Annotated in this window: 17 protein-coding genes; 15 read left to right on the forward strand and 2 right to left on the reverse strand. The window is 74.7% G+C overall.

Annotation, left to right across the window (positions count from 1 at the left end; translation table 11 throughout):
- Positions 1-73 precede the first annotated feature (73 nt).
- The 6 genes from ACX9I7_RS04490 (at position 74) to ACX9I7_RS04515 (ending at position 9461) form a co-directional block, all read left to right on the forward strand.
- Entirely contained in the window at positions 74-2440 is a 2367-nt protein-coding gene (locus tag ACX9I7_RS04490) for an MFS transporter (protein ID WP_387568359.1), read from the forward strand.
- Between the two features lie 147 nt (positions 2441-2587).
- Positions 2588-4927, forward strand: a complete 2340-nt coding sequence (locus ACX9I7_RS04495; protein WP_387567362.1) for an ATP-binding SpoIIE family protein phosphatase — start codon at positions 2588-2590, stop codon at positions 4925-4927.
- A complete protein-coding gene (locus tag ACX9I7_RS04500) occupies positions 4924-5667 on the forward strand; it encodes a methyltransferase domain-containing protein (protein WP_459386545.1) in 744 nt (247 codons plus the stop codon). Before ACX9I7_RS04495 ends, ACX9I7_RS04500 begins: the two co-directional genes overlap by 4 nt.
- A gap of 106 nt (positions 5668-5773) precedes the next feature.
- Entirely contained in the window at positions 5774-5992 is a 219-nt protein-coding gene (locus ACX9I7_RS04505) for a hypothetical protein (protein WP_387567366.1), read from the forward strand.
- An 82-nt stretch (positions 5993-6074) separates the two neighbouring features.
- Positions 6075-7412 carry a M20/M25/M40 family metallo-hydrolase gene (locus tag ACX9I7_RS04510; RefSeq protein ID WP_459386638.1) on the forward strand — a complete coding sequence of 446 codons (1338 nt, stop codon included), beginning with the start codon at positions 6075-6077 and terminating at the stop codon, positions 7410-7412.
- A 51-nt stretch (positions 7413-7463) separates the two neighbouring features.
- Positions 7464-9461: a S9 family peptidase gene (locus ACX9I7_RS04515; protein WP_387567368.1), complete on the forward strand. Its 1998-nt coding sequence runs from the start codon at positions 7464-7466 to the stop codon at positions 9459-9461.
- 39 nt (positions 9462-9500) lie between these two features.
- Here ACX9I7_RS04515 and ACX9I7_RS04520 read toward each other — a convergent pair whose 3' ends face one another.
- Positions 9501-10307, reverse strand: a complete 807-nt coding sequence (locus tag ACX9I7_RS04520; RefSeq protein ID WP_358625176.1) for an ABC transporter ATP-binding protein — start codon at positions 10305-10307, stop codon at positions 9501-9503.
- 175 nt (positions 10308-10482) lie between these two features.
- Between ACX9I7_RS04520 and ACX9I7_RS04525 the strand changes: the two genes are divergently transcribed.
- From ACX9I7_RS04525 to ACX9I7_RS04555, 7 genes are all read left to right on the forward strand, one after another.
- Positions 10483-11262 (forward strand): 2,3-dihydro-2,3-dihydroxybenzoate dehydrogenase, encoded by a 780-nt coding sequence (locus ACX9I7_RS04525; protein ID WP_459386546.1) that lies wholly within the window; start codon positions 10483-10485, stop codon positions 11260-11262.
- A 156-nt stretch (positions 11263-11418) separates the two neighbouring features.
- Positions 11419-12585 (forward strand): isochorismate synthase DhbC, encoded by a 1167-nt coding sequence (gene dhbC, locus ACX9I7_RS04530; RefSeq protein WP_387568364.1) that lies wholly within the window; start codon positions 11419-11421, stop codon positions 12583-12585.
- A complete protein-coding gene (locus ACX9I7_RS04535; RefSeq protein WP_459386547.1) occupies positions 12582-14252 on the forward strand; it encodes a (2,3-dihydroxybenzoyl)adenylate synthase in 1671 nt (556 codons plus the stop codon). The genes dhbC and ACX9I7_RS04535 overlap by 4 nt, the downstream gene beginning before the upstream one ends.
- A 37-nt stretch (positions 14253-14289) precedes the next feature.
- Positions 14290-14922: an isochorismatase family protein gene (locus ACX9I7_RS04540; RefSeq protein WP_387567373.1), complete on the forward strand. Its 633-nt coding sequence runs from the start codon at positions 14290-14292 to the stop codon at positions 14920-14922.
- A 5-nt stretch (positions 14923-14927) separates the two neighbouring features.
- Entirely contained in the window at positions 14928-15158 is a 231-nt protein-coding gene (locus ACX9I7_RS04545; protein WP_459386548.1) for a phosphopantetheine-binding protein, read from the forward strand.
- Positions 15155-17683: a condensation domain-containing protein gene (locus ACX9I7_RS04550; protein WP_459386549.1), complete on the forward strand. Its 2529-nt coding sequence runs from the start codon at positions 15155-15157 to the stop codon at positions 17681-17683. The genes ACX9I7_RS04545 and ACX9I7_RS04550 overlap by 4 nt, the downstream gene beginning before the upstream one ends.
- Positions 17680-18360: a 4'-phosphopantetheinyl transferase family protein gene (locus ACX9I7_RS04555; RefSeq protein WP_459386550.1), complete on the forward strand. Its 681-nt coding sequence runs from the start codon at positions 17680-17682 to the stop codon at positions 18358-18360. The genes ACX9I7_RS04550 and ACX9I7_RS04555 overlap by 4 nt, the downstream gene beginning before the upstream one ends.
- On the opposite strand, the gene ACX9I7_RS04560 is transcribed toward ACX9I7_RS04555, so the two are convergent.
- Positions 18361-18813, reverse strand: a complete 453-nt coding sequence (locus ACX9I7_RS04560; RefSeq protein WP_459386551.1) for a DUF6463 family protein — start codon at positions 18811-18813, stop codon at positions 18361-18363. It lies immediately after the preceding gene.
- Between the two features lie 97 nt (positions 18814-18910).
- On the opposite strand from ACX9I7_RS04560, the gene ACX9I7_RS04565 reads away from it, so the two are divergent.
- Both ACX9I7_RS04565 and ACX9I7_RS04570 read left to right on the forward strand, forming a co-directional pair.
- Positions 18911-19501, forward strand: coding sequence for a TetR/AcrR family transcriptional regulator (locus ACX9I7_RS04565; protein WP_387568367.1), 591 nt, complete (start codon positions 18911-18913; stop codon positions 19499-19501).
- A 71-nt stretch (positions 19502-19572) separates the two neighbouring features.
- The gene (locus tag ACX9I7_RS04570; protein ID WP_387567381.1) at positions 19573-20121 is read left to right on the forward strand and encodes a GNAT family N-acetyltransferase; all 549 of its coding nucleotides are present in this window, start codon (positions 19573-19575) and stop codon (positions 20119-20121) included.
- Positions 20122-20288: the final 167 nt, after the last annotated feature.

Raw genomic sequence — 20288 nt, forward strand, 5'->3', positions numbered from 1 at the left:
TGCGAGAAATGGGCGGCAACGCAGGCGCGACGAGGGGAGAAGTTACGTGGGCGGGTCCACCTTCGAGGCCACCTTGGAGAAGAGCGACAGGACGCTCACCCTGCCCCCCTCGCCGCCGGCGCCGGCCGACCCGCTCCCCGAACCCGGCCGGGCCCGGACGCGGCTGGTCTTCGCCGCCCTGATGCTCACGCTGCTGCTCGCGGCGCTGGACCAGACCGTCGTCGCCACCGCGCTGCCGAGGATCGCCGGGGAGCTGCACGGCCTCGACCGGATGTCCTGGGCGGTCACCGCCCATCTGCTGACCGCCACCGTCACCCTCCCCCTCTACGGCAAGCTGGGCGACCTCCGGGGCCGCAAGACCGTCTTCCTCTTCGCGCTCGCCGTCTTCGTCGTCGGCTCCGCCCTCGCCGGCTGGTCGCACTCCATGGACCAGCTCATCGCCTTCCGCGCCGTCCAGGGCGTCGGAGCCGGAGGGCTCCTCATCGGCGTCCAGGCCCTCGTCGCCGACCTCGTCCCGCCCCGGGAGCGCGGCCACCACATGGGCGCCATCGGTGCCGCCTACGGACTCGCCTCCGTCGCCGGCCCCCTGCTCGGCGGCTTCTTCGCCGACCGGGCCTCCTGGCGCTGGTGCTTCTACGTCAACGTCCCCTTCGGGCTGCTCACCCTCGCCGTCGTCGCCGGCGCGCTCCACCTGCCCCGCCCCACGCGCCGGGCCCGCTTCGACGTCCTGGGGGCGCTGCTGCTGACGGCCTGCTCGACCTGCGCCGTACTGCTCACCACCTGGGGCGGCACCACCTACGACTGGACCTCCCGGACCGTCCTCGGCCTGGCCGCCGGCGCGCTCGGCACCGCCCTGCTCTTCGTCATGGTCGAGCACTTCGCCGCCGAACCCATCATCCCCCCGCGGCTCTTCCGGGACTCCGTCTTCCTCGTCACCACGCTCCTCGGCGTGATCGCCGGGGTGGCCCTCTTCGGCGCTGCCGACTGCCTGCCCACCTTCCTGCGGATGGTCGACGGCGTGGGGGCCACCGAGTCCGGGCTGCTGATGCTGCCCATGATGGGCGGCATCGTCGCCGCCTCGCTCGTCGCCGGCCACCTCGTCAGCCGAACGGGCCACTACAAGCTCCTGCCCATCCTCGGCGGCGCGCTCTCCGCCGAGGGCATGTACCTGCTGTCCCACCTGGACGTCCAGACCGGCCGGCTCGTCTACAGCCTCTGGATGGCCATCCTCGGCGTCGGTATCGGCCTCGCCCTGCCCGTCCTCGTCCTGGCCGTGCAGAACTCCGCGCACCCCGCCGACGTCGGCACCGCCACCGGCGCCCACGACCACCTCCGGCAGCTCGGCGGCTCGCTCGGCGCGGCCGTCCTCGGCACCCTCTTCGCCCGCCGCCTCGAGCACGCCCTCGTCGCCGAACTGCCGCCCCGCACCGCCCTCCCGGCCCCGGACTCCCTCACCCCCCAGCTGGTGCACGCCCTGCCCGCCCCCCTGCGCGACGGCTACGTCCGGGCCTACGCCGACGCCATGCCGCGGATCTTCCTCTACCTCGTACCGGTGCTCATCGTGGGCTTTTTGCTCGCCTTCCTGCTGAAAGAGAAACCACTGGTGTCCCACAACGCAGCCGAAGCCGCCATCCCCTCCGCGCGCACCGTCCTCCCCCCGACCGAGCCCCCGCACTTCGTCGCGGGCATCCCCGTGACCGGCGCCGTCCAGCACCACGACGGCACGACCGTGCCGCGCGCCGCGCTCACCCTCATCGACATCCAGGGCCGTCAGATCGGCCGCGGCGCCAGCGGGGAGGACGGCCGGTACGCGCTGAGCACCCCCGGCACCGGCAGCTACGTCCTGATCGCCGCCGCGGGCGGCCACCAGCCGCAGGCCGTCACCGTCACCGTCGGGGAACGGCCCGTCGAGCTCGACGTCGTCCTCGGCGGCGCCGGACGGCTGGCCGGCACCGTCACCACCGCCGACGGCACCCCGGTGCGCGAGGCCCTCGTCACCCTGACCAACGTCCACGGCGAGGTCGTCGCCTCCACCCGCACCGGCCCCGACGGCGGCTACGTCATCGACGAACTCGTCGCGGGCGAGTACACCCTCGCGTGCAGCGCCCCCGCCTTCCGGCCCGCCGCCCTGCCCGTGAGCGTCCAGTCCGCCCGGGAGACCCGCCAGGACATCGAACTCGCGGGCGGCGCCGTCCTGCGCGGCACCGTACGGGCCAGCGGCGGCCGGCCCGTCGAGGACGCCCGCGTCACCCTGCTGGACGCCGCGGGCAACGTCGTGGACTCCGCCATCACCGGCGCCGACGGCACGTTCCGCTTCGTGGACCTCTCGGCGGGCGAGTACACGGTCGTCGCCGCCGGCTACCCGCCCGTCGCCACCGTCCTCCAGGTCGCGGGCGGCGGCCGCACCGAACGGGACCTCCTGCTGGGGCACGCCGACTGACCGCGCGCGGCCGCGCGCCCCTCGCGGGGACGAACACGCCCCGGCGCGCGTCCTCTTCACCGAATACCGCACCCCGCTCCCTCCCGGGGCCTACCGTGGAGGACGGTGGCGAAGATCTGGGGTACGTGTACGAAGGAGCGACCGCCCATGGAGCCTGGTACGCCGGAGTCCGCCCCCGCGTGGCGACGGCCCGCCCCCGGGCGGATCCCGCTCGCGGTGGCCGTGGCCGACGGCACGGGGCTGGTGACCCACTGGAGCTCCGGAGCGAGCCGGCTGTTCGGGCACGGCAAGGAGGCGGCCCTGGGCCGCCCCGCCGGCGACCTCATGCCCATATGCGGCGCCTTCTCCGGGCTGCCCGGCCACCCCAGCGCCGGCCGGGCCCGCTGCGACGTCCCCGGACGCGGCCGGATCGACGTGCTCTGGTGGGCCTACCCCCTCGTGGGCTGCGGCCCCGCACGGCTCCTCGTGCTGGCCGCCGAGGGCGACCCCGGCGGCCGGGAGGCGGCCGTGCCCGGATTCGCCCCGCACACCGCCTTCCCCGACGCCGAGGAGCTCGCCCGGCGCCTCCCCGACATCCTGCCCGCCATGGGCCCCGCGACCAGCGGGCGCATCGTCTCCCAGGTACTGGAACTGGGCTACCCCGTCCTGGAGTTCAACCGGCTCCGCCAGGTGCCCGTCACCCCGGACTGGGGCGTGCCCCGGCGCGCCGAGCGCCGGTACCGGCACAATCGGGCGGCGCGGGCGGCCACGGCGGGAGAGTCCGGCAGAACCCCCGTCGGCGACCCCGCGTCATCCTTACCCGACCTCGAACACGCCGCCGTGCGCGAGCGCCTGGAGTTCCTCAACGAGGTCAGCGGCAGCATCGGCACCTCCCTGGACCTCGCACGCACCATCCGCGAGGTCACCAGCGCGGCCGTGCCCCGCTTCGCGGACTTCGCCGGGACGCACCTGCGCGCCGCCGTCCTCGCCGGCGAGGGCTTCCCCGACGGCCCGCCCGACGTCACCACCGTCTGGCACCGCGTCTGGGTCGAGCACAACGACGAGCCCGGCCGCTGGGACGACACCGTCCCCGTCGGCGAGGCCATCGCCTTCCCCGAGCACACCCCGTTCTTCCGGTGCATGGTCACCGGCGAGCCCGTCCTCATCCCCCGCATCGGCGAGGAGCTCGGGGACCGGATCTCCGCCCAGTTCGAGAAGCGGGACCTGCGGCCCCTGATCAACGAGCGCTCCCTGCTCGTCGTGCCCCTCAAGGCCCGGAACGTCGTCCTCGGCTTCATGGTGCTCCTGCGCCGCGCCGACCGCGCGCCCTTCGACGACATGGACCGCACCACCGGCGCCGAACTCGCCGCCCGCGCCGGGCTCGTCCTCGACAACGCCCGGATGTACACCCACCAGGAGAACGTCGCCGACACCCTCCAGGACAGCATGCTGCCGCAGCTCACCCCGCGCATGCCGGGCTGTGACACCGCCACCCGCTATCTGCCCGGCACCCGCCTCGGCCGGGTCGGCGGCGACTGGTTCGACAGCGTCAAGCTCCCCGGCTCCCGCACCGCCCTCGTCGTCGGCGACGTCATGGGCCACGGCCTCCACTCCGCCGCCATGATGGGTCAGCTGCGCACCGCCGTGCAGACCATGGCGGCCCTCGACCTGCCGCCCGGGCAGCTGCTGCGCCGCCTCGACGACCTCGCGCAGCGGCTCGGCGAGCACTACCTGGCCACCTGCCTCTACGCCGTCTACGACCCCATCCGCTCCGAGCTCACCATCGGCAACGCCGGGCACATCCCGCCGGTGCTCGTCCGCGCCGAGGACGGGCGCAGCCGGCTGCTGGAACTGCCCACCGGAGCGCCCATCGGCGTGGGCGGGGTGCCCTTCGAGACGGTGACGGTCGAGGTGGCCCCCGGGGACCGGCTGGTGCTGTGCACCGACGGCCTGGTGGAGGTGCGCGGGCAGGACATCGGCGCGGGCCTGGCCGCGCTGTGCGAGTCCGCCGCCCACCCCGCCGCGTCCATGGACGACGCCTGCGACACCATCATCCGCGCCCTCAACACCCGTGGCGGCCGCGACGACGACGTGGCCCTGCTCATGGCCCGCCTCAACGGCGTCCCGCCCGAGCACGTGGCCGAGTGGGAGCTGGCGCCCGAGCTCCACGAGGCGCCCCGCGCCCGGCGGCTGGTGCGCGCACAACTGGCCGCCTGGGGCCTGGACGAGGCGGCGGCGACGGCGGAGGTCCTCGCCGGGGAGGTCGTCGGCAACGCCGTGCGGCACGCCCGCACCGGCCGGGTGGGGCTGCGGCTGGTGCGCACGGACGTGCTGCTGTGCGAGGTCACGGACGACGACCACACGTTGCCGGCGCTGATGGGTACCGGAGAGGAGGACGAATACGGGCGCGGGCTGCGGGTAGTGAGTGCACTGGCGCGCGAATGGGGCGCCAGTCACTCGGGACGGGGAAAGACGGTGTGGTTCGAGATGCCGCTGGTGCGCCCATGAGTGTGACGGAGCGCTACTTGAACGCGTGGGAGGGCTTCTGGGGCGCCTCCTCCGGCGCGCCGGGCGAGGTGATCTGGGACTCGGCCCCGGAATCCGCCGCCGAGGCGCATCCGGCGCTGCTCGCGCTCCCCGGGGAACTCCCGCTGCCCGTCGTCGACCTGGGCTGCGGCAACGGCACCCGGACCCGCTGGCTGGCCGGGCACTTCCCGCGCGCGATCGGCGTCGACCTGTCCCGGGCGGCGGTGGAGCACGCCCGCCGCGCGGACCCGGAGGGGCTCGCCGCGTACGAGCGGCTGGACCTGGTGGACACGGCGGCGGTCCGGGCCCTCCACGAGCGCCTGGGCGACAGCCATGTGTACCTGCGGGCGGTCATCCACCAGAGCGATCCCGGGGACCGGCCGGCCGTCGCGGCGGCGGTCGCGGAGCTCGTGGGCGCGCGGGGCCGCGCCTTCGTGGTGGAGCTCGAACCGGCCGCGAGGGACGTCATCGCGGAGGCGGCCGGGGCCACCGGCGACACGGCGGAGAAGGTCCGGCGCGTCTTCGCCCACGACCTGCGGCCGGCGGCGGCGTCCGGCGGCGAGGTGGCCGCGCTGCTGCGCGCGGCCGGGCTCGCGATCCTCGCCGAGGGGGAGACGGAGCTCGCCATGACCGGCTTCCACACGGACGGCAGGCGGATCATGCTGCCGTCCCACTGGTTCGTGGCGGGCCGCGCGGACGCGCCGGCCGGGGGAGACGGCTGAGCGGCCCGGGCCCGCTGAGCCGCCCGCGTCGACTGTGCCGGTACGGACGGCCGGAGTTATCCACAGGCCTGGTCGGGGTGTTCGCGGACGCGTAACGTGACGGGGCATGAAGATCCTGATCTCGGCGGGCACCACGGCGGCCAATGGCGTCCGGGTGAACGGGGCGCGGGCGGGCGAGGGCCTGCCCGATTCCCCGGCCACCGGCGCATACGGTGTGCTGATAGTGCCGGTGGCCGGTGACGATCGTCATGGACGGGGCAATCCGCCGCTCCAGGGTGTCACGGCGCTCGCGCCGGTCGCGGTGGAGGAGCGGTATGGCTGCTGAGGAGACGCACGGGGGCGACGGGGGGCCGGGTCCGGGGTCCGGGCCGCCGGGTGTGCGGACGGACTGTATCGACAGGGGCGATATCGACAGAGACGGTATCGACAGAATCGACGAGCGGGCGCTGGCCGAGGTGGTGAGCTTCACCTCGGACCTCATCCGTATCGACACCACCAACCGGGGCGGTGGCGACTGCCGGGAGCGGCCGGCCGCCGAGTACGTCGCCCAGCGGCTGGCCGAAGTGGGCATCGAGCCGGTGCTGCTGGAGCGGGATCCCGGCCGCACCAATGTGGTCGCGCGCGTGCCCGGCCGCGATCGGGGCGCGGAGGCCCTGCTGGTCCACGGCCATCTGGACGTGGTCCCGGCGGAGCCCGCCGACTGGACCGTCCACCCCTTCTCGGGGGAGATCCGGGACGGGGTGGTGTGGGGCCGGGGCGCCATAGACATGAAGAACATGGACGCGATGGTCCTGGCCGTCGTCCGCGCCTGGGCCCGGGCCGGGGTGCGCCCGCCGCGTGACATCGTGCTGGCCTTCACCGCCGACGAGGAGGACAGCGGGGTGCCCGGCGCGGGCTTCCTCGCCGATGAGCACGCCGTGCTCTTCGAGGGCTGCACGATGGGGATCAGCGAGTCCGGCGGGTACACCTTCCACGCCGACGGGGGGCTGCGGCTGTATCCGGTGGGCGCGGGGGAGCGCGGCTCCGCCTGGGTGAAGCTGACCGCGCGGGGCACCGCCGGGCACGGCTCGAAGATCAACCCGCGGAACGCGGTGGTCAATCTGTCCGCGGCGATCGCCCGGATCGGGGAGTACCGCTGGCCGGTGCGGCTCACGCCGACGGTCCGGGCCGCGCTGCGGGAGATCGCGGCCGTGCAGGGCATCAGCGTCGACGTGGACGCCCCCGGGCTGGACCTGGACGAGCTGCTGGGCAAGCTCGGCAAGGCGGCAGCGCTGGTGGCCGCGACGGTCCGCAACAGCGCCAACCCGACCATGCTGGACGCCGGTTACAAGGTCAACGTCATCCCGGGGGTCGCCGTCGGCTTCGTCGACGGGCGGACGGTGCCGGGCGGCGCCGAGGAGTTCCGCGCCACGATGGACCGGCTCACCGGGCCCGACGTGGAGTGGGAGCACTACCACGGGGAGGTCGCCCTCCAGGCGCCGGTGGACGCCCCGGTGTTCGAGCGGATGCGCGCGGCGATCGAGGCGTTCGACCCGGAGGGGCACGTGGTGCCCTTCTGCATGTCGGGTGGCACGGACGCCAAGCAGTTCTCCCGCCTGGGCATCGTCGGCTACGGCTTCTCACCGGTCCGGCTGCCGGCCGGCTTCGACTACCAGGCGATGTTCCACGGCGTCGACGAGCGTGTGCCCGTCGAGGCGCTGCACTTCGGCGTCCGGGTGCTCGACCACTTCTTGATGAGCACATGAGCACATGAGCACAGCGAGTTCGGATCACTTTACTTGGGAGGCGTAGCAATCATGGTGTCCACGGCGCCCTACGGAGCCTGGCGGTCCCCGATCGACGCCGCGCTCGCCGCGGCGCACGACGGCCGGCCGGAGTTCGTGGGCACGGTCGGTGACGAAGTGTGGTGGGTGACCTCCTGTCCGGCGGAGGGCGGCCGGTCGGCCCTGGTGCGCCGGCGCTCCGGCGGCGAGGAGGGCCCGGCCCTGGCCGCGCCGTGGAACGTCCGCAGCCGGGTCATGGAATACGGCGGCCGCCCCTGGGCGGCCGTGCCCCGCCCGTCCGGCGGGCCGCTGGTGGTCTTCGTCCACTTCGCGGACCAGCGGCTGTACGTGTGGGAGCCGGACGGCCCGGCGGGCGGCGGGCCCCGGCCGCTGACGCCGGTGTCGTCCGTGGGCGGCGGGCTGCGCTGGGCGGATCCGGTGCTGCTGCCGGAGCGCGGCGAAGTGTGGTGCGTGCTGGAGGAGTTCACCGGGGAGGGGCCGGACCGGCTGCGGCGGCTGATAGCCGCCGTGCCGCTGGACGGCTCGGCCGCCGAGGAGCGCGCGGCGGTGCGCGAGCTCACCGGTGACGACAGCCGTTTCGTCACCGGGCCCCGGCTCTCCCCGGACGGCCGGCGGGCGGCGTGGCTGGCGTGGGACCACCCCCGGATGCCCTGGGAGGGCACGGAGCTGAAGGTCGCCGAGGTCACGGAGGGCGCGGGCGGCGCCCTGCTGACGGGCGCGCGGACGGTGCTGGGCGGCGCGACGGAGGCCGTCGCCCAGGTGGAGTGGGCGCACGACGGGTCGCTGCTGGCGGTGACCGACCGTACGGGGTGGTGGAATCCGTACCGGGTGGACCCGGAGACGGGGGAGGGCGTCAACCTCTGCCCGCGCGAGGAGGAGTTCGCGGGGGCGCTGTGGCGGGCGGGGCTGAGCTGGTTCGCCCCGCTGGCCGGGGGGCTGGTGGCCGTCGTCCACGGCCGGGGCGCCCAGCGGCTGGGGATCCTCGACCCCGACACCGGGGAGCTGGTGGACGCCGCCGGGCCGTGGACGGAGTGGGCCGCGACCCTGGCGGCCGACGGCTCGCGGGTCGTGGGGGTGGCCGCCAGCCCGCGCAGCGGCTACGAGGTGGTGGAGCTCGACGTCCGTACGGGCAGGGCCCGCGCGATCGGCGCCCGGCACCGGGACGCGGTGGACCCGGCCTACTACCCCGAACCCCTCATCCGCACCTTCACCGGGCCGGACGGGCGGGACGTCCACGCCCATGTCTATCCGCCGCACAGCCCCGATTACACGGCACCCGCCGATCAGGCGCCGCCGTACGTGGTGTGGGCGCACGGCGGGCCGACCGGGCGGGCGCCGCTGGTGCTCGACTTGGAGATCGCCTACTTCACCTCGCGGGGCATCGGCGTCGTCCAGGTCAACTACGGCGGGTCCACCGGCTACGGGCGGGCCTACCGCGACCGGATCAGGGAGCGGTGGGGCGTGGTGGACGTGGAGGACTGCGCGGCCGTCGCGGAGGCGCTGGCCGAGGAGGGCGGCGCCGACCGGGCCCGGCTGGCGATACGCGGCGGCAGCGCGGGCGGCTGGACGACGGCCGCCTCGCTGGTGTCCTCGGACCTCTACGCCTGCGGGGCCATCTGCTTCCCGGTGCTGGACCTGTCGGTGATGGCGGCGGGCGGCACCCATGACCTGGAGTCGCGTTATCCGGAGTACCTGGTCGGCCCGCTCGCCGACGTCCCCGACCGCTACCGGGAGCGCTCGCCGATATCCCGGGCGGACCGGCTCACCGCGGCCTTCCTGCTGCTCCAGGGCCTGGAGGACCCGGTCTGCCCGCCCGAGCAGGGGGAGCGGTTCCTGGCGGCGGTCGAGGGCAGGGGCGTGCCGCACGCGTACCTCGCGTTCGAGGGCGAGGGCCACGGCCTCCGGGAGCAGCGCAACATCGTGCGCGCGCTGGAGGCGGAACTCTCCCTCTACGCCCAGACCTTCGGGATGGAGGTGCCGGGCATACCCGTCCTGGAGCTCGTCAAGTGACGGGCCCGTGGCCGGAGTCGTGGGGCCGGCCGGGGTGACTCACGCCGCCCGGACCGCCCGGGCGGCGGCGGGCCGGCGCGGCGCGGGGACGACGACGGGGGAGCCGTCGCCGGGGGCGGCCAGGATGTCGGACTCGACGCCGTAGAGCTCGCGGACGAGGGCGGCGTCCACGACCTCGCGGGAGGGGCCGTGGGCGACGACGCGCCCGTCCCGCATGGCCACGATCACATCGGCGTAGCGGGCGGCGCTCGCCAGGTCGTGGAGGACCATCATGACCGTGCGGCCCGCCGCGGCGACCTCGCGGACGAGTTCCAGGACGTCGACGGCGTGCCCCAGGTCGAGGGCGCTCGTCGGCTCGTCCAGCAGGACGACGGGCGTCTCCTGGGCGAGGACCATGGCCAGCCAGCACCGCTGGCGCTGGCCGCCGGAGAGCTGGTCGAGCCGGCGCCCGGCCAGCGCGGTGGTGCCGGTGGCCTCCAGCGCGGCCTCGACGGCCCGTTCGTCCTCGCGCGACCACTGGCGGAAGAGGCCCTGGTGGGGGTGGCGTCCGTAGCGGACGAGCCCGGCGACGGTCACGGCCTCGGGTGCCTGGGGCGACTGGGGGAGCAGCGCGATGCGGTGCGCCGCCCTGCGCGGGGTGAGCCGCCAGATGTCGGCATCGCCGATCCGGACCGTGCCGGAGTCCGGCTGGTGCAGCCGGGCGATGGAGCGCAACAGGGTGGACTTGCCGCAGCCGTTGGGCCCCACGACGGCGACGACCTGTCCCTCGGGGACGGTCAGGTCCACGCCGTGGACGACCGGGTGGCCGGGGTATCCGGCGGTGAGCTGTTCGACGACGAGTCGCATGAGGTTAGCCTAACCTAATGGTCGGCATCTGTTTCCCTCGGGTTTTTCGTTGTCCTCTTGGTGTCCTTGGCTTTTGACGGGGCGCCTGATTGTCCGGCCGCACGTCAATTCCCCCTGGTGAAGATGTTGTGTAAGGTAAGGCTTACCTTAATTCGAGTGGAATGGGGAAACCGCTGTGGAGCAGTCCGCACTGGCCGGCCGGATCGCGCTGGTCACCGGCGCGGGGCAGGGCATAGGCGAGGCCGTGACCCGCGCCCTGGTCGCCCAGGGAGCGCGTGTCGCGGCCGTCGACGCGACGGAGGACGGCGTCAAGGCGCTCGAGACGGAATACGGCACCGAAAAGGTGACCCACTACACCGCCGACGTCTCCGACAGCCGGGCCGTCGAGGCCGTCTTCGAGGAAGTGGAGCGCACCGCCGGGCCGCTCGACATCCTCGTCAATGTCGCCGGGGTGCTGCGGACTTCGCCCGTCGTCGAGATCACCGACGAGGACTGGAAGCGCACCTTCGACGTCAACTCCACCGGTGTCTTCAACACCTCCCGCGCCGCCGCCCGCCGGATGAGCGGGCGCCGCTCCGGGTGCATCGTCACCGTCGGCTCCAACGCCGCCGGAGTGCCGCGCACCAGCATGGCCGCGTACGCCGCCTCGAAGGCCGCCGCCACCATGTTCACCAAGTGCCTCGGGCTGGAGCTGGCCCGCAGCGGGGTCCGCTGCAACGTCGTCTCGCCCGGTTCCACGGACACCGCGATGCAGCGCTCCCTGTGGTCCGGCGACGAGCCGCCCGCGGGCGTCATCGACGGCGACCCCGGCTCGTACCGCGTCGGCATCCCCCTCGGCCGGATCGCCGAGCCCTCCGACATCGCCGACGCCGTCCTCTTCCTGGTCTCCGACCGCGCCCGGCACATCACGATGCACGACCTCTACGTCGACGGCGGCGCCACCCTTCGCGCCTAGCGGCGGTTTGTGCCCACCGGGCCGCACCCGCACCCCCTACATCAGCCCCACCCGGGCCCCTCAACACCCCCATACCCGGTGCGATCCACCGGGAGAACGGAGCAGCAGGTGACCACGGTTCACCCCGTCGCCGACCGGCCGAGCGCGAGCGGCCCCGTGGACCCGACGGCCACCGTCGGCGCCGCCACCTCGCTGCTCGACGCCTACGAACCCGGCCGCGCCCGGTTCTTCGCCTCGCCCACCCGCACCCTGCTCGCCCACGGCACCCGCGCCGAGGTCCCGCACGGCACGGCACCCCTGCACCGGCGGGTCACCGAGACCCTCGAAGCCGAACTCCGCGTGGGCAACCCCGCGCCCGTCGTCGTCGGCGCCGTGCCCTTCGACCACACCGCCCCCGCCGCGCTCGCCGTGCCGGAGGCCGTCCGCTGGGCGCCGCCGCTCGCCGAGGACCCGCTCGTCGCCCTGCCCGCCGCCGCCCCCGCCGCGGCCGACTGGGACATCCGGCCCGTACCCGAACCGGCGGCCTACGGCAGAGCCGTCGCCGAGGCCGTACGGCGCATGAAGCGCGGCGACTTCAGCAAGGTCGTCCTCGCCCGCACCCTCGAACTGCGCTCCTCGCGCGAGCTCGACCTGCCCGCGCTGCTCCAGCGCCTCGCCCGCCGCGACCCCGGCGGCTACACCTTCGCCGTCCCCTCCGGCCCCGGCCGCACCCTGCTCGGCGCCAGCCCCGAACTCCTCGTCTCCCGGCGCGGCGGCCGCCTCGTGGCCAACCCGCTCGCCGGCTCCATACCCCGCAGCGCCGACCTCGCCGAGGACGTCCGCCGCGCCGCCGGGCTGCTGGAGTCGGAGAAGGACCTGCACGAGCACGCCGTCGTCGTCGACGCCGTCCGCGAGGCCCTCGCCCCCTACTGCCGCACCCTCGACGTGCCCGCGCGCCCCACCCTGGTGCGCACCGCCGCGATGTGGCATCTGTCCACCACCGTCGTCGGCGAGCCGGCCGACCCCGCCGTCTCCGCCCTGGAACTGGCCTGCGCCCTCCACCCGACGCCCGCCGTGTGCGGCACCCCCACCGACACCGCCCGCCGGGTCATCGGGGAGCTCGAGCCCTTCGACCGGGGCGCCTACACCGGCATGGTCGGGTGGGGCGACGCGAGCGGCGACGGCGAATGGGTCGTCACCATCCGCTGCGCCGAGGCCGAGGAGCGCACACTGCGCCTCTTCGCCGGCGCGGGCGTCGTCGAGCAGTCCTCGCCGGAGGCGGAGACCGCCGAGACCGGCGCCAAGTTCCAGACGTTCCTTCAGGCAGTGGGGGTCGACCAGTGACGGTCACCAAGAAGATCGAGGACATCGACGACGCGCCCGGATATCCGGCCGAGTTCGCCGAGCGCTACCGGGCCAAGGGCTACTGGCGTGGCGAAACGTTCGGCCAGATGCTCCGCGAGCGCGCCGAGAAGCACCCCGACCGGATCGCGATCGTCGACCCGGCCGGTGAGGGACGCCGCTGGACGTACGCCGAACTCGACCTGCGCGCCGACCGGCTGGCCGCCGGCCTGCTCGCGCGCGGCATCGGCAAGGGCGACCGCGTGGTCCTCCAGCTGCCGAACGTCGCCGAGTTCTTCGAGGTCGTCTTCGCCCTCTTCCGCGTCGGCGCCCTGCCCGTCTTCGCCCTCCCGGCGCACCGCGAGACCGAGATCCGCCACTTCTGCGCCTTCACCGAAGCGGCCGCCTACGTCATCGCCGACGTCGCCGAGGGCTACGACTACCGTGAGCTCGCCACCAAGGTGCGGGCCGAAGTCCCCACCCTGAAGCACGTCCTCGTCGTCGGCGACCCCGGCGAGCACACCGCCCTCGCCGACGTCCCGGCCGAACCGGTCGCCATCGCCGACGCGCCCCGGCCCCACGAGCTGGCCTTCCTCCAGCTCTCCGGCGGCTCCACCGGCGTGCCCAAGCTCATCCCGCGCACCCACGACGACTACATCTACTCGCTGTGGGGCTCCAACGAGATCTGCGGCGTCGACGAGCACAGCGTCTTCCTCTGCGCGCTGCCCGCCGCCCACAACTTCCCCCTCAGCTCGCCCGGCACCCTCGGCGCCCTGTACGCCGGCGCCCGGGTCGTCCTCGCCCCCCGCCCCAGCCCCGACGTGGCCTTCCCGCTGATCGAGGCCGAGGGCGTCACCCTCACCGGCCTCGTCCCGCCGCTGGCCCTGGTGTGGACCGAGGCGGCCGCCACCACCCCGCACGACCTCTCCAGCCTGGAGGTGCTGCTCGTCGGCGGCGCCAAGTTCAGCGAGGAGGCCGCCCGGCGCGTCCGCCCCGCCCTCGGCTGCACCCTCCAGCAGGTCTTCGGCATGGCGGAGGGCCTGGTGAACTACACCCGGCTCGACGACCCCGAGGACACCATCGTCACCACCCAGGGCCGCCCCATCTCGCCCGACGACGAGATCCGCGTCGTGGACGACGAGGACAACGACCTGCCCCGGGGCGCCACCGGGCACCTCCTCACCCGCGGCCCCTACACCATCCGCGGCTACTGGCGGGCCCCCGAGCACAACGCCACCGCCTTCACGGCCGACGGCTTCTACCGCACCGGCGACGTCGTACGGCTCACGGAGACGGGCCACCTCGTCGTCGAGGGCCGGGCCAAGGACCAGATCAACCGGGGCGGCGAGAAGGTCGCGGCCGAGGAGATCGAGAACCACATCCTCGCCCACCCGTCCGTCCACGACGTCGCCGTCGTCTCCATGCCCGACGACTACCTCGGCGAGCGCACCTGCGCCTACGTCGTGCTGCGCGTGGGCGCCGAGCCGGTGAAGTCCGTCGCCGTCAAGAAGTTCGTGCGCGAGCGCGGGCTCGCCGCCTTCAAGGTGCCCGACCGCGTCGAGTTCGTCGAGGCGTTCCCGCAGACCGGCATCGGCAAGGTCTCCAAGAAGGACCTGCGCGCCGCCATCGCCGCGCGGCTGCGCGAGACGACCGCCGCCGCCCGCGGCTGAGACTTCACCGCTCGAACCACGAAAGGCCACCGTCACCATGGCGCTCCCCGCCATCGCCCCCTATCCCATGCCCACCGCCGCGGACCTCCCCGCGAACAAGGTCGCGTGGACGGTCGACCCGAGCCGCGCCGTGCTGCTCGTCCACGACCTGCAGAACTACTTCCTCGACGCCTTCGAGACCGGCGCCTCGCCCGTCACGGAGCTGCTCGCCAACATCGCGCGGCTGAAGAAGGAGTGCGCCCGCCTCGGCGTCCCCGTCGTCTACTCCGCCCAGCCCGGCGGCCAGAGCCCCGCCGAGCGCGGCCTCCAGCAGGACTTCTGGGGCCCCGGGCTGCCCGACGACGAGCGCGCCAAGGCCATCGCGGAGGCCGTCGCCCCCGACGCGGGCGACACCGTGCTCACCAAGTGGAAGTACAGCGCCTTCGTCCGCACCGACCTCGCCGAGCGGATGGCGGAGCAGGGCCGCGACCAGCTGATCGTCGTCGGTGTCTACGCCCACATCGGGGTCATGATGAGCGCCTGCGACGCCTGGATGCGCGACATCCAGCCCTTCCTCGTCGCCGACGCCGTCGCCGACTTCTCCGCCGGCGACCACGCCATGGCACTGCGCTGGGCGGCCGCCAAGTGCGCCGTCGTCACCACCACCGACCGCGTCTTCGAAGGACAGTGAGTACCGTGGCCCTGACCCTGGAACAGATCCGCGCCGACGTCGCCGACGTGCTGGGCGAGGACCCGGCCGACATCCCCGACGACGAGAACCTCGTGGACTACGGCCTCGACTCCGTCCGCATCATGACCCTCGTCGAACGCTGGCGGCGCGACCACGGCACCGAGGTCACCTTCGTCGACCTCGCGGAGAAGCCGGCCATCGAGGAGTGGGCACCCCTGCTGGGGGCCATGGCATGACGATCACCGCACTCGAGCGGCCCGTCAGCGGCAACGGCCCCGACCGGCGCCTCGCGCCGGAGGGGCTGCCGCTGACGGCCGCTCAGTCGGCCGTGTGGCACGCCCGGACCCCCGGCCCGGGCAGCCCCGCGTGGGCCACCGCCGAGTACCTGGACATCCACGGCGAGCTGGACCCGGAGCTCTTCGCGCAGGCCCTGTACCGCGTCGCCCGCGAGGCGGACACCCTGGGCGTACGGATCGCGGACACGCCCGCCGGGCCCCGGCAGCTACCCGTCGACATCCCGCCGCCCGGCCACGGCTTCCCCCTTCACACCGCCGACCTCCGCGCCGAACGCGACCCCGTGCGCGCCGCCCACGCATGGATGCGCGCCGACCTGGCCGTCCCCTTCGACCTCGCCCGCGGCCCGCTCTTCGGGCACGGCCTGCTGCGTGTCGGCGAACGGCGCTGGCTGTGGTCCCAGCGCGTCCACCACGCCGTCCTCGACGGCTACGGCCACTCCCTCCTCGCCCGCCGCACCGCCGACGTCTACACCGCCCTCGCCGCGGGCACCGACCCCGGCCCCGGCCCCTTCGGACGGCTCGCCGCGCTCGTCGAGGAGGACGCCGCCTACCGCGGCTCCGCCGCCCAGGACCGCGACCGCGAACACTGGCTCCGCCACGCCGCCGCCGACGACGCCCCCACGCTCGCCGGCCGCACCGCGCCCCCCTCCGGTACCGCCCTCCGGAGCACCGCCCACCTGGGCACCGAGGAGACCGCCCGGCTGCGCGAACTCGCCGCGTCCGTCCGCGCCACCTGGCCCGACGTCCTCTTCGCCGCCCAGGCCCTCTACCTCTCCCGGGCCACCGGCAGCGAGCGCGTCACCCTCGGACTGCCCATGATGGGCCGCATGGGATCCGTCGCCCTGCGCATCCCCGGCATGGTCATGAACGTCCTGCCGCTGCGCTTCACCGTCACCCCCGACACCACCTTCGCCGAGCTCGCCCACCAGGCCGACCTCGGCATCCGCGCCGCGCGCCGCCATCAGCGCCACCGCCCCGCCGAACCGGTCCGCGCGCCCCAGGTCAACGTGATGCCCTTCGACTACGGGCTCACCTTCGCCGGCGCCCCCTCCACCGCCCACAACCTCTCCGGCGGCCCCGTAGAGGACCTGACCGTCAGCGTCTACGACCGCGCCGACGGCACCGGCCTGCGCGTCGACCACGACGCCAACCCCGCCCTGTACGACGCCCGGGAACTCGCCGCCCACCAGCGCCGCTTCGTCGACCTCCTCGCCCGCCTCGCCGCCGGCGACCCGCACCGGCCGCTCGCCGGTCTCGGCATCGCCACGGACGAGGAGCGCGCCCGGGTGCTGACGGAGTTCAACGACACGGCCGTCGCCCTGCCCCCGACCACCCTCATCGGCCCGGTCGAGGCCCGCGCCGCCCGGACGCCCGGCGCCCCCGCCCTCGTCCACGGCGACCTCACCCTGACGTACGGCGAGCTCAACGCCCGCGCCTCCCGCCTCGCCCGGCACCTCGCCGGCCTCGGCGTCCGGCCCGGGGCGCGGGCCGCCGTGGCGCTCGGCCTCTCCGTCCGGGAGACGGTGGCGGTGCTCGCTGTCCTCAAGGCGGGCGGCGCGCTCACCGGCCCCGACGACCCCGCCGCCGTGTGCGTCGTGACCGACGCGGCCACGAGCCGCACACTGCCGGACGTCCCCGTCGTCGACCTGGACGACCCCGCCGTGACGGCCGCCGTCGCCGGACAGCCGCCCGTCGACCCCGGCCGCGCGCTCACCCCGCAGCACGGGGCCTATTCCGCCAGCGGAACTCTCGTCCCGCACGCCACGCTCGACGGTGGGCTGCGCTGGCTGAGCGACCGGTGCGGGCTGACGGTCGGCGACCGCGTGCTGCGCCACGCCGAGGCCGGCTCGGAGGCATCGCTGCGGGAGCTGCTGTGGCCGCTGCGGGAAGGCGCCACGGTGGTCCTGCCGGAGAGCGGGGACCTGGCCCGTACGGTCCGCGAACAGGGCGTCACGACGGTCCGCTGCGACAGATCGCACCTGGCGGCCCTCGGCGGGAGCTCGCTGCGGCGGGTCGTCTGCGAGGGCGACCCGCCCTCCCGCGAGGCCGTCGACGCCTTCCACCGGGCGCTCCCGGACGTGGCGCTGCACCTGGTGTACGGCGCGGGGGAGGCGGCCGGCGCCGCCCACCACCGCTGCGAGCCGGGCGAGCGCGGGCCCGTACCCCTGGGGCGGCCCGCCTGGAACACCCGCCTGTACGTGCTCGACGCGGCCCTCCAGCCGTGCCCGCCCGGCGTCACCGGCGAGCTGTACGTGGCCGCCGACCGCCCGGCCCACGGTCGCGGGGCCGCCGGGGAACGCCTCGTCGGCGACCCCTTCGGCCCGCCCGGCGGCCGGATGCGCCGCACGGGCACCCCGGCCCGCTGGACGGCGGACGGCCGCCTGGAGCGCCCCGCCACCCCGACTCCGGCCTCGGCGGATGCCGCCGCCGAGGCCGGTCCGGCCCCTCTCCCGGAGGCGCCGTGATCCGCCCCCGGGAGCTCGGCCGCGACCCGCTGCCCGGGCCCTGGCGCCCGGGCGGCGGCCCGGACGTCTGGCTGCTGAGGATCGCCGACGGGTCGACGTGGCCGCTCGACGACCTCGACGCCGACGAACGGACCCGGGCCGCCGGCTTCCTCCGCCCCCTCCACCGCGAGCGCTTCGTGGCCTCGCACGGGGGGTTGCGCCGCCTCCTGGGCGCGTACCTCGGCCTCCCGCCGGCCGACGTCGCCCTCACCCGCGAACCCTGCCCCGGCTGCGGCGGCCCCCACGGCCGCCCGGCCGTCGCCGGACCGCTGCACTTCAACCTCTCCCACGCCGGGGAACTGGCCCTCTTCGCCTTCGCGGACACGCCGGTGGGAGCGGACGTCGAGGAGGAGCAGTCGGCGGCGGTCGTCGCCGACGTCTCCCCGATGCTCCACCCGGCGGAGACGGCCGAACTCGCCGCCCTCCCGGAACCGGAGCGCCCGGCGGCGTTCGCACGCTGCTGGACGCGGAAGGAGGCGTACCTCAAGGGGACGGGCACGGGTCTGGCCGAGAGCCCGGCGGTCACGTACGTCGGCACGGGTTCCGCGCCGGTGGCGCCGCCCGGGTGGACGCTGACCGACGTCGAGGCGGGGCCGGGCCACGCGGCGGCCATCGCGGTGGCGGGTCCCGCGAATTGATCAGGACTCGACGCGCGCTCCAGAAGCCGTGCCGGCCCGGGGCGGCGTGTTCCCGTGGCGCCTGGCGCGCCGGGCGTCGGCCAGCAACAGGCCGGCCGCGACCAGGAGGATCGGCAAGGGCGAGGGCCCGTCGACCACGAAGCCGACGACGACCCACGCCACCATGGCCCATGAGACGAACAATGGCGGCGTCATGCCGCGACGGTTCAGCCACAACACGGTCAAGCCGATCAGGAGAAGCGGCGGTCCGAAGCTGAACACCGAGTACCACCACGCGACGGTGGCGTCACTCATGTCGGGGTAGTCCCCCAAGTTCCATCCTCCGCCGAACCATGTTCCAGCGTGGTCCGGGGCCGCTTCGACGAGGCTGCCCAGCGTGTGCCCCATTCCGGCGAGGGTGATGATCCAGCCTGCCCACTCGACCATCCGATTTCCGGGCGTAAGCCGTGCCACAGCCGCACTCCTCTCGGTTATACAGTTATGTACAAGACGAGGCTAGGCCGGTTGTACGGTCATGTACATCCAGCGGAACGGCGAGGTGGGTCACACAATGGGCAGGCTGCGCACACCACGCGGGACGTGGGTCGAAGAGGGGCTGCGGGCGCTGGCCACGGGCGGCGTGGACGCGGTGCGCGTCGAGGCCCTGGCCAAGGAACTGGGCGTCACCAGGGGCGGGTTCTACGGCTACTTCGCCAGCCGTGACGCGCTGCTGACGGAGATGCTCGACGCCTGGGAGCGAGAGAGCGTCGACGACGTCCTCGACCGGATCGAGCACGAGAGCGGCGACGTTCTGGACAAGGTCCGGCTGGCCGGGCAACTCACCTTCTCCAGCGACCGCCTGCTGTCCATAGACCTGGCCGTCCGCGACTGGGCCCGCCGCGACGAGGCGGTCGCCGACCGCCTGCGCCGCGTGGACAACCGGCGCATGCAGGTGCTGCGCGACGCGCTCAGTACCGTCTGTACGGACCCCGACGAGGTCGAGGCCCGCAGCCTGCTCGCCTTCTGCATGGCCATCGGCAGCCACTTCCTCGCCGCCGAGCACCCCGGCCGCACCCACGCCCAGGTTCGCGCCCGCGCCAGCGAGTTCGTCCTCGGCCGCTCGCCCGGCGGGGTCGACCCCGCGGACCCGTCGGCGAGCTAGGCGTTCCGTCCGGAAGGTCATGGACGGAACGGGCGGGACTGGCGCACCTTCCCCCTGGGCAGCATCCGCACATGACCACCACCCTCCGTACGTCGACGCCCCGACTGACAACCCCCCGGCTGACGCTGCGCCGTTGGCGCGAGGACGATGTCGAGCCGATGGCGGCCATCAACGCCGACCCGGAAGTGATGCGCTGGATCCGCGACGGCTCGGTCCTGGACCGGGCGGAGACCGCGGCCGGGATCGCCGCGTGGGAGCGGGAGTGGGAGGAACGCGGCGTGGGGCTGTTCGCCGTCGAGGAGCGGGAGAGCGGGCGGTTCGCCGGGTTCACGGGGCTGTCGGTGCCGGAGTTCCTGCCGGAGATCCTGCCGGCCGTGGAGATCGGCTGGCGGTTCGGCAGGGAGTTCTGGGGACGCGGGCTCGCCACCGAGGCGGCCCGCGTCGTGCTGGACTTCGCGCTGCGCGATCGCGGCCTCGCGCGGGTGGTGAGCGTGCACGCCGTCGGCAACGACGCCTCCGAGGGCGTCATGCGCAAGCTCGGCATGCGGCCGGAGCGCCGGACCGTCCATCCGGCCCATGGCGGGCCGCTGTGCGTCCACGTCCTGGAGGCGGCCCCCTGAGCAGCGCTCGGCAGCGCCCCAAAGGGGCGCGGGGAACTGCGCGACCAGCCACGACGCGCCCGCGGATCACTAGCCCGCCTTCCAGCGGAGCGCTCACGCGTCACGCGTTCGGCCGCCCCGCACGTGCCCCGGCCCGGCGGAGCGACCAGCGTGGACGGCGGCGGCCT

This window comes from Streptomyces sp. L500 (assembly GCF_054551825.1).